General features: G+C 61.5%; 15 protein-coding genes. 8 read left to right on the top strand and 7 right to left on the bottom strand.

From position 1 onward, the window contains the following. Positions 1-22 precede the first annotated feature (22 nt). Genes BHD07_RS09750 through BHD07_RS09730 form a run of 5 tightly spaced genes read right to left on the bottom strand, consistent with a single transcriptional unit; the run spans position 23 to position 3565 of the window. Positions 23-751, bottom strand: a complete 729-nt coding sequence (locus tag BHD07_RS09750) for a DUF3306 domain-containing protein (protein ID WP_338279560.1) — start codon at positions 749-751, stop codon at positions 23-25. Next, complete coding sequence (locus tag BHD07_RS09745) at positions 744-1262, bottom strand: DUF3305 domain-containing protein (RefSeq protein WP_338279558.1); 519 nt, start codon at positions 1260-1262, stop codon at positions 744-746. Before BHD07_RS09745 ends, BHD07_RS09750 begins: the two co-directional genes overlap by 8 nt. A gap of 10 nt (positions 1263-1272) precedes the next feature. Further along, positions 1273-2289: a DUF6352 family protein gene (locus tag BHD07_RS09740; protein ID WP_338279556.1), complete on the bottom strand. Its 1017-nt coding sequence runs from the start codon at positions 2287-2289 to the stop codon at positions 1273-1275. Continuing rightward, positions 2286-2828 (bottom strand): DUF6505 family protein, encoded by a 543-nt coding sequence (locus BHD07_RS09735; RefSeq protein ID WP_102763338.1) that lies wholly within the window; start codon positions 2826-2828, stop codon positions 2286-2288. The genes BHD07_RS09740 and BHD07_RS09735 overlap by 4 nt, the downstream gene beginning before the upstream one ends. Beyond that, positions 2819-3565, bottom strand: a complete 747-nt coding sequence (locus BHD07_RS09730) for a biotin/lipoate--protein ligase family protein (protein WP_338279553.1) — start codon at positions 3563-3565, stop codon at positions 2819-2821. Before BHD07_RS09730 ends, BHD07_RS09735 begins: the two co-directional genes overlap by 10 nt. A 107-nt stretch (positions 3566-3672) precedes the next feature. On the opposite strand from BHD07_RS09730, the gene BHD07_RS09725 reads away from it, so the two are divergent. After that, positions 3673-5778 (top strand): 4Fe-4S binding protein, encoded by a 2106-nt coding sequence (locus tag BHD07_RS09725; protein ID WP_338279552.1) that lies wholly within the window; start codon positions 3673-3675, stop codon positions 5776-5778. On the opposite strand, the gene BHD07_RS09720 is transcribed toward BHD07_RS09725, so the two are convergent. After that, positions 5714-7009, bottom strand: a complete 1296-nt coding sequence (locus BHD07_RS09720; protein ID WP_338279550.1) for a hypothetical protein — start codon at positions 7007-7009, stop codon at positions 5714-5716. The two genes, BHD07_RS09725 and BHD07_RS09720, sit on opposite strands and share 65 nt — an antisense overlap. Before the next feature lie 100 nt (positions 7010-7109). Here BHD07_RS09720 and BHD07_RS09715 point away from each other — a divergent pair, with 100 nt between their 5' ends. Then, positions 7110-7316 carry a DUF6494 family protein gene (locus BHD07_RS09715; protein ID WP_018099301.1) on the top strand — a complete coding sequence of 69 codons (207 nt, stop codon included), beginning with the start codon at positions 7110-7112 and terminating at the stop codon, positions 7314-7316. Positions 7317-7433: 117 nt separating this feature from the next. Here the strand turns inward: BHD07_RS09715 and BHD07_RS09710 are convergent, their stop codons facing one another. Then, positions 7434-8309: a helix-turn-helix transcriptional regulator gene (locus BHD07_RS09710; RefSeq protein WP_338279548.1), complete on the bottom strand. Its 876-nt coding sequence runs from the start codon at positions 8307-8309 to the stop codon at positions 7434-7436. 89 nt (positions 8310-8398) lie between these two features. Here BHD07_RS09710 and BHD07_RS09705 point away from each other — a divergent pair, with 89 nt between their 5' ends. The 6 genes from BHD07_RS09705 to BHD07_RS09680 all read left to right on the top strand — a co-directional run bounded on the left by BHD07_RS09705 (position 8399) and on the right by BHD07_RS09680 (position 14076). Next, complete coding sequence (locus BHD07_RS09705; RefSeq protein ID WP_338279547.1) at positions 8399-9091, top strand: ABC transporter permease; 693 nt, start codon at positions 8399-8401, stop codon at positions 9089-9091. Between the two features lie 2 nt (positions 9092-9093). Continuing rightward, positions 9094-9816, top strand: a complete 723-nt coding sequence (locus BHD07_RS09700) for an ATP-binding cassette domain-containing protein (RefSeq protein WP_338279545.1) — start codon at positions 9094-9096, stop codon at positions 9814-9816. Positions 9817-9837: 21 nt separating this feature from the next. Beyond that, complete coding sequence (locus tag BHD07_RS09695; protein ID WP_338279543.1) at positions 9838-10668, top strand: extracellular solute-binding protein; 831 nt, start codon at positions 9838-9840, stop codon at positions 10666-10668. Positions 10669-10713: 45 nt separating this feature from the next. Continuing rightward, on the top strand, positions 10714-11841 hold the full coding sequence (locus BHD07_RS09690; protein ID WP_338279541.1) for a molybdopterin-binding protein: 1128 nt from the start codon (positions 10714-10716) through the stop codon (positions 11839-11841). 9 nt (positions 11842-11850) lie between these two features. Beyond that, a complete protein-coding gene (locus BHD07_RS09685) occupies positions 11851-13800 on the top strand; it encodes a molybdopterin biosynthesis protein (RefSeq protein ID WP_338279540.1) in 1950 nt (649 codons plus the stop codon). A 123-nt stretch (positions 13801-13923) separates the two neighbouring features. Beyond that, entirely contained in the window at positions 13924-14076 is a 153-nt protein-coding gene (locus BHD07_RS09680) for a helix-turn-helix domain-containing protein (protein WP_338279538.1), read from the top strand. Positions 14077-14116 lie beyond the last annotated feature (40 nt).

Below are 14116 nucleotides of genomic sequence, written 5' to 3'. Positions count from 1 at the left end.
TAAGATCCCGGCGAATACCAGATCAGCGTGGCATCGCTCCGCCATGTCGGGGCCCGAAGTAAGCCTCGCGAAGCTGAGAAGGACTCATCTTGTCCGGCGAATGCGTGTGAGATTTGAATTCAACCGATGCGCTCACATTGGTTGACGTCTCGAGAGCTGGTGGCTCTATCGCCGGCGGCTCGTCGGTGGCTGGCTTTTCCGTCGCTAAATTCTCTGGATCCTCGACAGGAAGGGCCGCATCCGGCATGGCATCGCCGCGTTGTTCATGTGACGGAACGGCCTCCGGTTTCGTAAGGGTGTCAACGGCACGCGCCGCTTTCGACAGGAAGCCCACGACGGTTTCCTTTGCGTCGAGCGGACCGAACCCCCCCATCGAGCCTGGTTTGTTGAAGTCCCAAGCATATTCCGAAGGGCCGACGAAGTCGCGGATTCCGTGGTCCAGTGACCATGCCTTGCGTAACGCCGCATGCTTCAGCGCCAACGGAACGCCTTTCTTCAAGAAAGCCGCAACGTCACTTTCGGCAGTCAGGTCCTCGAGGTGCGGGAGGGGCTCGACCACCCCAACATCCTCAAGCTCCGCTGCTTTCGCCTCTGGCAGGTTGCGCTCAGGACAGGAGGCCACCGGATCGTTATTCTCGGCGACCTCGCCTGATGCCTGGTCCAATTCAGGGGCCGCCGGCTTTTGTTCTCGCCGTGAGGCCAGCTTGCGGCGCGACCAGCGGGCAAGATGATTGTCGCTGCCGTCACTCATCCCTTGTCGTCCTGCTTTGTGAGCCACCATGAATCCGACTTGCCATGGCTTCGGGATCTGTCCGATCACGCTTGCGTTTGACGAACGCACGCTCGACATGATGAGCTTCCACGAATGCGGCAAGGCGCTCCTGTATTTCAATCGGCATCGAAACGGCTTCGATGATGTCTGTGTTGGTTTCCGTCAGAGATTCGGCCTCAGCCGGATCCGCTGTAACCAGATGGACTACGATTCCCGGAGCTGAATCCGTGAGTCGGAGGGCGATCCAAAGGCTAGGCCGCTGTGAACGCAGGTTCTCCCGGTACATCGCCGTATCCGTTCTGAAAAATTCAATGTCGGATGTCCCTGCATAATAGCGCGTAAGCCTCGTCGTCTGTTCGAGCACCGTCCATGGTGTCGCGACCGGTGCGCCCGCGAGCGCGGCGACCGGCACCCAGGAATGATCCGCCCATGGGCTATCCAGGTCTCGCCTCTCCACGATCACACCGACTTTTTCCGTTTCCCGCACCATGACTGCGCTCCTAGGTCGCTTGCGCCGTAGCGCACAACGGCAGACCGGCAATAAGATTTTGCGGCTTCATGCGGATCATTCGATCGGGCGTCATCGCCATGATCAGCCAGATCGGTTGAGCACCCACTTGGGGCCTGACCTCGCCAATGTCGGAAAAGCGGAGGCGGAACAACGCAACGATACGCTCCGCCGTTTCGGGGTCGAGGTCCTCGCCTCGCCACAGTGCATTACCGATGCGTGTCGCCTCGGCGTCAAGGCCGACGAACCATGCCCAGTTGTCGTCTTCGATCCGCTCGACCGGTTCGATCGTTACCGCGACGGCGACCAGATGGCGGATCCAGGCTTCCATTGCGTCGGCAAGGCCGCGACGCGCGGGGCTGTGGGCGCCACCCAGACGGAGCACCATGTCAAAGGCATCGCTCCTGTCAAAATAGCTATCGGCGTTCGTCTCGTCCAGGATTTCGAGTTCGGTGACGGCTGGCCCGCCGAGCATGCTCAAGAGCGGTGAAGTGTGGCGGTTCTGCTCGTGAACTTCTATTGTTTCCGCGTCGGCAAGCAGCAGCGCTCCTTCATGGAAGCTTACCCGCTGTGGGCGATAGAACAGCTCGGCGGCGCGCAACACCGCGGGCTCGGTCTCGCCGTCGAGCGCATTGCGCAGCACGACCTGCGCGAGCTGGTTCATGAACAGCGGAGGCGTGTCGGCTGCCGAACCGAGCGCCAGTTGCAGATAAGCGGCCTCAAGCGAGGGCGTGGCAAGAAGCCGGTCGCGGAAGGAGATCATGAACGCCCAGTTTTCGCGGGCATCCGGGTCGCCCATGACGGCGATCTCGTCCAGAGTGACCGGACGGCGCGGATGATGCATCAGAAGCTCATGGTGCAGACGCAATTCTACCTCACACGCCCCTTCCGGCGGAAGCAGTTCGGGGCGAGCGAGATAAGCCTTGAGGAACGCGTCGGTCACTATAAGCCGGTCTGCCTCGTCCCGATCGAGGAGATGGTGACCCGAAGATACCCAGAAATCCTTCACGTGTGCCTTCCCGCCAACGTCCGGATATCGAGCTCTTCCATCCGGTCGTTTTCCTCGTCAATCTCTATAGCGTTGAAGGCCGTTGCCATATCCAGTCGACCCACCTTCGGGTGAAGGGTACGGAACGCCTCCCGGATCCCAGTCTGCTCGCTGGCGCGGTGGAGGGCAAGTATGGTGTTTGGCGGGTGATCGCAAAGCGATTGCGCAAACGCGATTTCTTCTTCGGCGGCCGGCCGCGCTGTTTCAAGATCGGGGGCGCCGCAATGCGCGACCAACTGTTCGGCCAGGCGCTCAACGGCCGCAGCGCGTTCTTCCGCCTTCACCTCCGTCACGACAACGAGGGTGGACCAGCCAAAACTTTCGATGCCCAGGAAGCCGGCTCGAAAAGCCTGCCGTTTCTTGCCGGCGAGGGTTTCGGGGTCGATGCCGAAGAAAAGGAATGTACCCGGTACCGCCCATTCGCCGGGCTCGGCGGCGCGCGAATAGACGAACGTATCGGACGGATCGAGGCGGATGGTGCGCGGCAGGTTCAAAGCCATGGCATTCCCGTTGCGGGATCGAGCCAGGAACAGGATGCAAGCGCCTGCGCCAGGCTCCGCCTCGTAAGGGAAGTCTGGCCGGGTTCGGCCTGAACCAGCAGATCCCCGTTGTCGGCGATCCGTCCATTGTGGCCTCCGGGCGACACGCGGTCCAGCCATCGCCTAGCCAACCGCGCAAAGCCGGTGTCGTGCCATTCGTCCAAGCCGACCATCAGGTGACGTGAAAAGCTGGCGATGATCTCGCCGGTATTGACGGCTTCGAAACCCACTTCGTCCAGTGCGCCGAACAGCGGCTGCAGACCCGGTTCGTGGACGCGCACGATCGTGGTGCGGATCATTGTCGAGAAGATAAGCCAGGCCGGCGTCTCGGTCTCGCCCGTTTCCGCCGGCCAACTCAGTTGTCCGCCGCCGACCAAGACCCCGTCGACACGGATCGCGTCTGGCCAGTCGAAGGTGATGGGTCGTGACGGCGGCGCATGTGTGGCAAGCGCATCGGCCAGTGCGTTCATCCCAGCATAGATGGCCAGGCGTGCATGCACGAGCGGCATTTCCGGTTCCAGCACGACGGCGAACTCTGCCAGATCGTCACGTCGTGCCCAGACCAGCGTCCCTGCTCCCCATTCGGCGGCAATGGCGCGAGCGTGTGCAAAAGCGTCGCCGGTCTCGCGCATCATGACGAGGTTGTAGGGCGGGGGCAGTTCGATGGCGTGGTCCATCACCGAAGCGTGCTGAAACATGATGCCGGTCCCATTTCTGATGACGGCGAGCCTAATGTCTTTATAATGCATCCGAAGTGGAGGCGCCACCGTTGTTGGGCGGTGCCGTGATGCGGGGGGAGAAGAGCATGATCCCAGACAGACCACGCACCGTCTTTGTTTGTTCCTGTGAACGCAGCATGCCGGACTTTGGCCAGAGTGTCGCCCGTGGATGCTCAAGCGACCAAATCCAATCTGGAAATCAACTCTGCGGCGCCGAACTCGACCGCGTCCGCAACGCATTGAATGGAGGCGACGACATCACGATAGCCTGCACACAGCAGGAACGGCTTTTCCGTGAAGTCGCGCAGGAACGTGGCTTTGCGGGCGAACTCGCTTTCGTCAACATCCGCGAGACGTCAGGCTGGTCGGCACAAGGGGCATCCGCCGGGCCGAAAGCCGCGGCACTCGTGGCGATGGCGGCGGAAACGGTCACTTCGCCGACCAGCGTTACGCTCGCGAGCAAGGGCGTGGTGCTCGTCTATGGCCGGAACGAAGCGGCGATCGAGGCTGGACGGCAGCTTGCCGACGAGATGGACGTCACGGTTCTTTTGACGCGGCCGGACGATGTCACGCCCCATCGCGTCTGGGATTTCCCCGTTGTGCAGGGCACGATCCGCAACGCGCGCGGTCATCTCGGCGCGTTTGAACTGACGATCGACGATTTCGCGATCCCATCGCCATCGTCGCGCAAGCGTCTGCGTTTTGGCGCGCCGCGGGATGGCGCACTATCGAATGCCGATATAGTTCTTGACCTTTCCGGCGGCGCTCCCCTGTTTCCTGCCCATGAACTGCGGGCAGGTTATCTGAGAGCAGATCCAGCCGACCGCGCGGGCCTTGCTGCCGCGATCGCCAAGGCAGCCGGCCTTGTGGGGGAATTCGAAAAGCCTCGCTACATCAATTTTTCCGCCGATCTTTGCGCCCATTCGCGTTCGCGCATCACCGGATGCACGCGCTGCATCAACCTTTGTCCTACGGGTGCGATTGCACCCGCTGGCGACCATGTCGCGATCGACGCTGATGTCTGCGCCGGCTGCGGCAGTTGCGCGGCCGCCTGTCCGACCGGTGCCGCCGCCTATGCTTTCCCGGATGCGGCGGCCCTGCTTCGACGCCTGCGCACGCTCCTGCTCACCTATCACAGGGTAGGCGGCAGCGATCCGATCGTGCTGTTTCACGATGAAGGTCATGGAGAGCCGCTTATCGATGCGCTGGCGCGTTTCGGGCAGGGACTGCCCGCGAATGTGCTGCCGGTCGGTGTGAATGAGATAACGCAGCTGGGGGTCGAGGCGTGGACTGCACCGGCCGCCTGGGGAGCGGTGGCGATCAGGGCCCTTTCTTCGGCGAGGGGGAAACATGACCTGATCGGCCTAGCCAGAAACGTCACCATCGCCAATCTTCTTGGACAATCGCTGGGTTATGGAGCCGATCTCTGCGGCGTGATCGAAGCGGACGACCCCGATGATCTGCAAACGGTTCTCGGGCGGATGGTGCCGCAAGCGGATGCGCGAAAGCCGGTGACATTCCTGCCGGTCGGAGGCAAGCGCAGCTTGCTGAAAAGCTCGGTGATCGGCTTGTATGAGGCCGCTCCGACGCCGGTAGAGCGCACGGCATTGCCAGCGGCCGCGCCATTTGGCGGGCTCGACGTCAATGTCGATGCCTGTACGCTGTGCCTGTCATGCGTATCGGCCTGTCCGACGGGCGCGCTCTCCGACAGTGAAGAGCGGCCAGCTTTGTATTTTGCCGAGAGCGCCTGCGTGCAGTGCGGGCTCTGTGCCGCGACTTGTCCAGAAAAGGCAATCGCGTTGGTACCGCAACTGGATTTCCAGGCCTGGAATGGGCCCCGCCGGGTGATCAAACAGGAAGAGCCGTTCCATTGCATTCGATGCGACACGCCATTCGGAACGAAAAGTACCGTCGAACGCATCGTTGACAAGCTGGAGGGCAAGCACTGGATGTTTTCCGGCGAGAATGCCCGACGCCTCGATGTCGTGCGGATGTGCGATAACTGTCGTGTCGAATCCGTCATGAATGAAGGGTTCGATCCTTACGAAGCGTCGGGCCGTCCCGCTCCACGGACGACGGAGGATTACTTGCGGGAGCGCGACGCAACGACAGACAAATCGTTTGAGTTTAGTCGCGGCGGGTCTCAGCCTGCAAAAAGCGGATCAGCGCTGCACGATCCTCGGGATCGTTGATCGTCTGCTCCGGCATCTTGGTCCCTGGCGTATATATGCTTGGCCCCAGTTCGAAGAGCTTCGACACCGTTTCCGGCGTCCAGACGATATCCATCCGCCGGAAAGCGGGGGAGTAGGGATAGCCGGCAAGCGACGCGATCCTGCGGCCGAAGATGCCGTGCAGCGTCGGTCCGGCGCGATTGCCGTCCTCCGGGCCGAGCGTATGGCAGGCGATGCAGGCACGGAAGACTTCGGCGTCCGGATTGCCGGCATATTCGCTCATGAGATCGGCCTGGATCGCGGCTGAGGTTCCAAGCCGCCTGCCGGTTTCAACATCCCATTCGCTTATTATGTTGTCCGCACCGCCGGCCAGCAGCGTCCGGGCACGGCGTGGAAAGGCAAGGGCCCACACCGGCGCAACGCCGGCACTGCCGAGGGTGTGAACCGGCTTCAGGGTGCGGGAGTCGAGCAACACGATGCCCTCCCTGATGGCCGAGGCGGCGATGTATTTCTCATCAGCCGTAGCCGCTAGTGCGATCAGGGGGCCGGAGGACACCCTGACCTCGGCCACAATCGCGCCGCTTCGGTCGAGCTGGCGCAATGTCCCGTCTGCGCCTGCTGCAAGCAGGCGGTCGCCCGGCATCGTCACGAGGGCGTTGAGTGGCCCCGGCATGGATATTCGCATCGGCGCAGCGTCATGTCTCGGCGGCCATAATATGATGGCTGCGTCATAGCCCGCACTTGCAAGCGTTCCGTCGGACAGAAAGGTGACCGCGTTAACATTGCCATGGTGGCCTTTGAGGATGCGCGGCGCAGCGCCGGAAAGCGGCCACAGACGCACGCTCGTATCCCAGGAGGCAGAAGCGAGCGTAGAGCCGTCGGGCGCGACTGCCAGTGCGACAACCGGCCCCTCATGGCCATGCAACACGGATACCGGCGTGCTGCGTCCGGCCTCCCAGATTGCGATACGGCCGTCGGCCCCGGCGCTGGCGTAACGCCCCCGCGGCAAAGCAGCGACGGCATCGACCTGACTTTCGTGAAACAGCAGCACCTGCTGCGCCTCGCCCGTTTCAAGCGACCAGATAATCGCCTTGGTATCGAAACTGCCGGTGATCGCTGTCTGTCCGTCAGGGGCTATGTCGATTGAACGCACCGGGCCTCCATGGCCGCGCAGTTCCGCCCCATGCGCAGTCGCGCCGAAGAGGAAGGAAGCGGCTGCCACCAGGCAGCGTATAGCGAGCATCGCCTTCATTGCACCTCAAACGGATTCATGCTCGATTGGCGATGGTCTCCGTTCCAGGAACGGAAAGTGCCGGATCGACCTTACTGTTCACTCTGTTCGAGGCAATCATATGATCACGAATATGGAAACCGACCCCTTCAACGTCTCCATGCGCAAGTTCCTCAAGCAGGTCGGGGTGACCTCGCAACAGGCGATAGAGAAGGCAGTGGAGCAAAAAGGTCTGAAAGGACAAGGGAAGCTGATCGTCAAGGCCGTCATCACGTCGGAGGCCGCCGGCCTGAATCATGTCGTGGAAGGCGAGATCGATCTGGGATGAGCCAGCGGATGCTGCTTTGCCCTTTCGACCGAAAGTTGCACGCATTTTAACGGTTCCGATGCTCAGTCAAGGTGTTCAAGCATCCTTTGTCCATTCTCTCAAGAACGCGTAAGCGCTCTACCTGAAGAACCGGATCCGACCGGCCGGGCTTGTATCATACCCGGTAAGCTCGACGGCGCGGTCGGTAAAAACCTTTTGTGGCAAGAAACCTAACAGCGCCTGGAAGGAGGGCTGAAAATAGGTTCGCTGCCGCATGAGCAGGTCGAAATTTTCCCACAGCAGCGGCAGGAATTCCAGCCCAGCAGTGCGAGCGGCGGCGCGTGTGGCAATGCCGCAATCCGCCTGGCCGCTCCGCACGGCGGATGCAAGATCGGGACCGGTCAGGCAGGGCGGCTCCAGTCGATTGAGGTCGCTGTGTTTCGCGCCGAAATCTGCCAGCAACTGAGCAAGCAGCATATCCGCTCCGGCACCGCGTTGACGAACGGCCATCCTCGCACCACTCGTCAGGACGTCATTGAGACCGTTCAGCGATTTGGGATTGCCCGGCTCCAGCAATAGGCCTTGCTCGCGGCGGACGAAGCCGACCAGCACCGCATCGCTAAGCCGTGGCATGGCGGCTACCGCATCGACATTTGCATCGGCTACCGTGCCATGGAAATGGATCGCAGCGGCCGCGACCTCTCCGCGCAGCAGCCGCGCGACACCGTCTTCAGTGCCTTCCGCCAATGTGGCAAGCCCCGAGCCTGACTGACGCAGGCTCCATTCCAGCAGGTCATCCTGGCTCCCCCCAACGATAGGTGGCAGTTCGAGCGATATCATTCCCGCCGGCTGCACGAGCCCCGAAAGGACCCAGCGGTCGAGTTCGTGCTGTGGGAATAGCCATTTGCCTGCCACCTTGCTGCACGGGATTCGCTCCTTCGATATCAACTCGTAAATCTTACGCTCTCCCAAGCGAAGATAGTCAGCAGCCTCGGATGTGGTCAGCAGGATCATCCTGCATTTTTATGCATATTTGCGCGATTGTTCAATAATTTGACATCCAGGAAAAAAAAGCCGGAAATTGCGACAAGGGAAGATGCCTCATGTCGGAAACACTCACTGCATGGCAGCTTATCGCATCCGGAGATGCCACCCTATTTGCGATCGTCGGCCTGTCGCTGGCCGTCAGCCTGACGGCTGTCGTAGCTGCGGGGATTATCGGTTTTCCGCTTGGTGCCATTCTCGCGCTGACCCGCTTCCCCGGCCGCACGGCAATGGTCGTGGTGTTGAACGGTTTCATGGGCTTGCCGCCGGTTGTCGTCGGTTTGAGCGTCTACCTGCTGCTATCGCGGTCAGGGCCGCTGGGAGAACTCGGTCTCCTCTTTACGCCGACCGCCATGGTTATCGCGCAGGCATTTCTGGTGCTGCCCATCATTGCCGCGCTGACGCGCCAGACAGTTGAGGATCTTTGGCTCGAATATCGCGAGGAGTTGGGCGCCATGGGGGTCGGCTGGGCTAGCAGGGTTGCGACACTTTTGTGGGACAGCCGCTTCAGCCTCGTTACCGTCTTGCTTGCAGGCTTCGGCAGGGCCGCGGCCGAAGTCGGCACGGTGATGATCGTCGGCGGCAATATCGATGGCTTCACCCGGACTATGACCACCACGATTGCTCTGGAGACCTCAAAGGGAAATATTGCCCTCGCGATCGGGCTTGGCATCATCCTTATTCTCCTCATTCTGCTGGTAAATGCCACTGCCTGGGGCGTGCGGGTATGGGCCGTGGAAAAGGCCGGTTAGAAATGCGCGCTGCTGCAAGCAATCTTCCCCTTATCTTCGATGACGTGTCGCTGAGCGCCGGTGCGACGACCATACTCGACCGAATAAGCCTGACGATCGGGCTGGGAGCGCCGACGTTTGTTCTTGGCCCCAATGGGGCGGGCAAGACCTCGCTGTTGCGGCTGTGCATGGGCTCGCTTGGCCCGTCGCGGGGGGTCGTGAGCTGGGGTGGCCGGATCGATGCCGGCCCCGAACGCCGAGCGATCCTGTTTCAGAAGCCCGTGATGTTGCGGCGCTCGGTTGCCGCGAACGTTGCGTATGGACTTGCTCACGCCGGTTGCCCGCGCGGCCTGCGCGCCCAGCGCACCGAGGAATTGCTCGACAGTGTTGACCTGAGTGCGCTGGCTTCGAGGCCTGCGCGCCGTTTGTCGGGCGGTGAACAGCAAAGACTGGCGCTTGCGCGTGCTCTGGCGCGCCAGCCGGAAATTCTCCTGCTCGATGAACCGACCGCAAGCCTTGATCCGGCGGCGACGCGCTTCGTGGAGGAAATCATCCTTGCGACGGCCCATTCCGGCACCAAGATCATCATGGCTTCACACGATCTGGGCCAGGTGCGCAGACTTGCCGGAGATGTCGTGTTCCTGGCCCAGGGCCGTCTCTTCGAGCATGCCAATGCAAGGGATTTTTTCGATCGTCCAGCCACGCCGCAGGCTGCAGCCTTTATACGCGGGGATCTCGTCCTTTGATCGACAGAACGGAGATTGAAAATGCCGACCCGCCGATTGTTCTCTGTGGGAATTCTTCTGATCCTGGCCGGCGTGACGCCGGCCCAGGCCCAAACCCGGTCGATCGTCGTTGCATCGACGACTTCTACCCAGGACACGGGCCTGTTCGATTATATTCTTCCGCTGTTCGAGAGAGAGACTGGGATCGATGTCAAGGTCGTGGCGCAAGGCACCGGCCAGGCACTCGACACCGGACGCCGTGGCGATGCCGACGTGGTCTTCGTTCACGCCGAGGCACAGGAAGAGAAGTTCATTCAGGAGGGCTTCGGAGTGAAGCGTTCCGACGTGATGTACAATGATTTTGTGTTGATTGGCCCGAAAAGTGATCCCGCCAGCGTCAGTGGAATGACGGATATCGCGGCCGCCCTAGTTTCGATCGAAGTAAAAAAAGCGCTATTTGTCTCACGCGGTGACCGGTCAGGCACCCATTTTATGGAACTCAGGCTATGGAAAGACGCTGGCGTCGATATCGAGGTTGCAAAGGGCCGGTGGTACAAGGACATCGGACAGGGGATGGGAGCCGCGCTCAACACGGCATCTGCCATGAATGCCTACGTCCTTTCCGATCGCGGCACCTGGCTGTCGTTCAGGAACCGCGGTGATCTTGCTATTTCCGTCGAGGGCGACAAGCGGCTGTTCAACCAGTATGGCGTCATGCTGGTGAACCCGGAAAAACACCCCGATGTCAAGGCGGAGCTGGGCCAGATATTCATCGACTGGTTGATTGCGCCTGAGGGCCAGAAGGCGATCGGTGAGTACAAGATCGATGGCCAGCAACTCTTCTTTCCAAATGCGAGCGGGCAGCGCATCTGAGGTCTGTTGCCAAGGTGCCCGCATCTGTCCCATTATCGGGCGATGATGACAGTGCATCCTCCGACGAGCGCCCTGATAAGCCTGGAAGTGGCGCTTGCGGCGCTTCTCAGTGGTTTGATGCCTATCGCTCCCCGGTCGGAGCCGCTTGACCGGGCGCTTGGTCGTGTCGCCGCGGCGATGCCGGCTGCCTTGCCGGCACTGCCGTTGCGAGACATTGCGACAATTGATGGCTGGGCGTGTTGTTCACTCGACCTCGTGGGAGCGTCCGCCTACTCACCTCTGGCGCTTTCGACGGCCCCGGTCCGGGTGGAAGTGGGCGACGTCATGCCGACTGGATCGGACTGTGTGTTGCAAGCCGATCTGATCGATTGCAGCAGCCCAATCGTTTTTGCCGTCGGCGAGGCTGCTCCCGGTCAGGGCGTGCGCCGGGTGGGGGAGGACATGACCGCACATCGACCCGCGGTTCTCGAAGGCGGGATAGTCGGCGCCGCGGACCTGCTGATCGCTCGCAAAGCAGGGTTGAGCCAGATTCCCGTACGCAGCCCGCGCGTGCGTGTGATCGATGTCGCTTCCGTAAACCATGAGACGTTCTCGACGCGCCTCGTTGCCGAATGTGTGATGACCTCGAATGCGACGATCGCCGCGATAGAGACCGCGCACCGTGATGCAGCTTCGATCGCAGCCGCTCTTGCCGGCGAGGTTTGCGATTTGCTTCTCCTGGTCGGAGGCACTGGTGCTGGCCGCCTTGATGCGACTGCCGAGGCCCTGACGCTTTCCAACGCGTTGATTGCGCATCGTATCGCCATGCGGCCTGGCGATACTACGGCGATCGGCCGGCTTGGCAGTACGCCGCTGGTCGCTTTGGCCGGGGCGCCTGATCATGTCTTTGCCGGCTTTCTTGCATTGGTCCAGCCGATCCTGGACCGTTTATCAGGCCGCTCGAAGCGGATTGGTACAACCTTGCCGCTCTCGCGAAAGATTGCGTCGAAGGTCGGGCTCAGTGAGATTGTCCTGCTCGGCAGAGAGCAGGCCATGTGGACGCCGCTTGCCGTTGGCGATTTTTCGCTGGAGGCCATGCGGCTTGCCGATGCCTGGCTGGCAGTGCCGGGTGATAGCGAGGGATATGACGTCGGCACGTCCGTCACAGCTATGCCTCTTCGCAATTTGAACTGAGCAGCCATCATGATGAAGTCTCCTTCTTCGATCCCGCAAAACACCGACCAGAAGCAATTTCTGACGATATTGTCACGTGAGGAGGCCCTGGCCCGTTTCGAAGCAGCGCTGTTTCCCTGGTCGGTGCCGACTGAAAAATGGAGTTTAGCCGAGGCGCTCGGGCTGGCTCTTGCAGAAGACGTCGCGGCGCAGGTCGACATTCCACCTTTCGACCGTTCCAATGTCGATGGGTTTGCGGTACGGGCAGCAGATCTGGTTGCCGCCTCTGACCTACAGCCTGTTCGATTGATGCTGAACAGGGAAACGATTGCCTGCGGCAGCGTCCCGCAACTTGCGGTATTGCCCGGGACCGCCACAGCCATCGCCACGGGGGGGCCTCTGCCACGCGGTGCGGACGCGATCGTCATGGTGGAATATACTCAGCCAGCCGGGGGTGGGGCCATCGAAGTGCGGCGTGCTGTCTCGCCGGGGCAGTTCGTCTCCACCGCCGGATCGGACATGGCGCGAGGAGAGGTCGTGTTGCGGGCTGGGTCGGTGATCGGCGCGCGTGAGATCGGGATACTCGCAGCCTGCGGAACCCCGCAGGTAACGGTGGCCCGCAAACTCCGCGTTGCTGTTCTGTCCACGGGTGATGAGCTCGTGCAACCGGGCGAACCGCTGCAGCCGGCCGGCATTTACGACGCCAATGGGCCGATCGTTAGTGCGGCGGTCACCGAAAACGGGGGCGAGGCCCATTTTTTGGGCGCGTTTCCAGACGACGAAGCCAGGCTCGAGACCGCAATGCGTGAGGCGCTCGCCTCCCATGACGTTCTGATTTTATCTGGAGGTACTTCCAAGGGTGCGGGAGATGTCAGCTACCGTATTATTGGCCGCCTCGGAAAACCGGGCATCATTGCTCATGGTGTTGCGCTTAAGCCTGGAAAGCCGCTCTGTTTGGCGGTATGCGGCGGCAAGCCGGTTATCATCTTGCCAGGATTCCCGACCTCGGCCATGTTCACCTTCCACGATATGGTGGTGCCCATCCTGCGGCGCATGGCGGGGCTGCCGCCGCGCGTTGATGCGCAGACGAGTGCGCAGCTTCCCTTCCGCGTTCCGTCCGAACTGGGGCGCACCGAGTTTGTCATGGTCTCGCTGGTGCAGGGGCGGGACGGACTGATGGCCTATGCGACCGGCAAGGGCTCGGGAGCGATTACCGCCTTCGCCCAGGCTGATGGCTTTATCCGCATTGACGCCTTCGCCGACCATCTGCCAGCGGGCGCACAAGTGCCGGTGACGCTGTTCACGCCGCAGGTCAGGGTGCCCGACCTCGTTGTGATCGGCAGTCACTGCACAGGCCTTGATCTTGTCGTGGGCAAGATCGCGCGCCAAGGGATTTCGGTGCGATCGTTGGCCGTCGGAAGCCTGGGCGGTCTTGCAGCCGCTAAACGCTGTGAGTGCGACCTTGCGCCGATCCATCTTTTCGACCCTCAGACACAAGTCTACAACACGCCGTTCCTTAGCGAGGGTATCGAGCTCGTGCCGGGCTGGCGGCGCATACAAGGCATCGTGTTCCGCCGCGGTGACGCGCGCTTCGAAGGCCGCAATGCGCCGGAGGCGGTGGAGGCTGCTCTGGCTGATCCAGAATGCATGATGGTCAATCGAAACCAGGGTGCCGGTACGCGCATCCTGATCGACCAATTGCTCGGCCAGACGCGCCCCGATGGCTACTGGAACCAGCCTCGCTCACACAATGCAGTCGCCGCCGCCGTCGTACAGAAACGCGCCGACTGGGGCGTCACGATCGGGCCGGTCGCGCGCGCCGCTGGCTTGGGTTTCATACCGCTGACGCAAGAGCACTTTGATTTCGCGCTAGTTACAGACCGGAAGGAGCGGGTGGCAGTTCAGGCATTCCTTGCCGCCCTGCTGTCGCCTGATATGCAGGACGCGCTGGAGCGGGCGGGATTCAGTCGAGCTCGCTGAATTCGTGTCCCTGATCGAGAAGAGGTAACACTGTTTCGCATGGCTGCGCGAAGGCTGGCCCGGCTCGGGTGAAGGCTATAACGTGCCTCATTTCATAATCCTTGATCGTCCGAAACATCATTGATGGACATTGGTGTTTCGCTTGCCTTCCGCGTACTGAGAGCCTTCGACGAAACGCGCGCCAATCTCAGCCTGTCGCAGATCGCCGAGGAGACGGGGCTCGACATGAGCGCCTCCCGCGCTTCACCCACACCCTGCAAAAGCTCGGCTATCTAAGCAAGAACGGTGAAACCAAGCTCCGTCAAGGCGCTCGATT

The organism is Sinorhizobium sp. KGO-5, from assembly GCF_036245905.1.
Classification (GTDB): domain Bacteria; phylum Pseudomonadota; class Alphaproteobacteria; order Rhizobiales; family Rhizobiaceae; genus Sinorhizobium; species Sinorhizobium meliloti_A.
This window is presented reverse-complemented; position numbering and strand designations above follow the sequence as displayed.

Coding starts and splice junctions, on each gene's coding strand:
- BHD07_RS09750 (WP_338279560.1), bottom strand. CDS start 751: ATGAGTGACGGCAGCGACAATCATCTTGCCCGCTGGTCGCGCCGCAAG.
- BHD07_RS09745 (WP_338279558.1), bottom strand. CDS start 1,262: ATGGTGCGGGAAACGGAAAAAGTCGGTGTGATCGTGGAGAGGCGAGAC.
- BHD07_RS09735 (WP_102763338.1), bottom strand. CDS start 2,828: ATGGCTTTGAACCTGCCGCGCACCATCCGCCTCGATCCGTCCGATACG.
- BHD07_RS09730 (WP_338279553.1), bottom strand. CDS start 3,565: ATGTTTCAGCACGCTTCGGTGATGGACCACGCCATCGAACTGCCCCCG.
- BHD07_RS09725 (WP_338279552.1), top strand. CDS start 3,673: ATGATCCCAGACAGACCACGCACCGTCTTTGTTTGTTCCTGTGAACGC.
- BHD07_RS09720 (WP_338279550.1), bottom strand. CDS start 7,009: ATGAAGGCGATGCTCGCTATACGCTGCCTGGTGGCAGCCGCTTCCTTC.
- BHD07_RS09715 (WP_018099301.1), top strand. CDS start 7,110: ATGATCACGAATATGGAAACCGACCCCTTCAACGTCTCCATGCGCAAG.
- BHD07_RS09710 (WP_338279548.1), bottom strand. CDS start 8,309: ATGATCCTGCTGACCACATCCGAGGCTGCTGACTATCTTCGCTTGGGA.
- BHD07_RS09705 (WP_338279547.1), top strand. CDS start 8,399: ATGTCGGAAACACTCACTGCATGGCAGCTTATCGCATCCGGAGATGCC.
- BHD07_RS09700 (WP_338279545.1), top strand. CDS start 9,094: ATGCGCGCTGCTGCAAGCAATCTTCCCCTTATCTTCGATGACGTGTCG.
- BHD07_RS09695 (WP_338279543.1), top strand. CDS start 9,838: ATGCCGACCCGCCGATTGTTCTCTGTGGGAATTCTTCTGATCCTGGCC.
- BHD07_RS09690 (WP_338279541.1), top strand. CDS start 10,714: ATGACAGTGCATCCTCCGACGAGCGCCCTGATAAGCCTGGAAGTGGCG.
- BHD07_RS09685 (WP_338279540.1), top strand. CDS start 11,851: ATGATGAAGTCTCCTTCTTCGATCCCGCAAAACACCGACCAGAAGCAA.
- BHD07_RS09680 (WP_338279538.1), top strand. CDS start 13,924: ATGGACATTGGTGTTTCGCTTGCCTTCCGCGTACTGAGAGCCTTCGAC.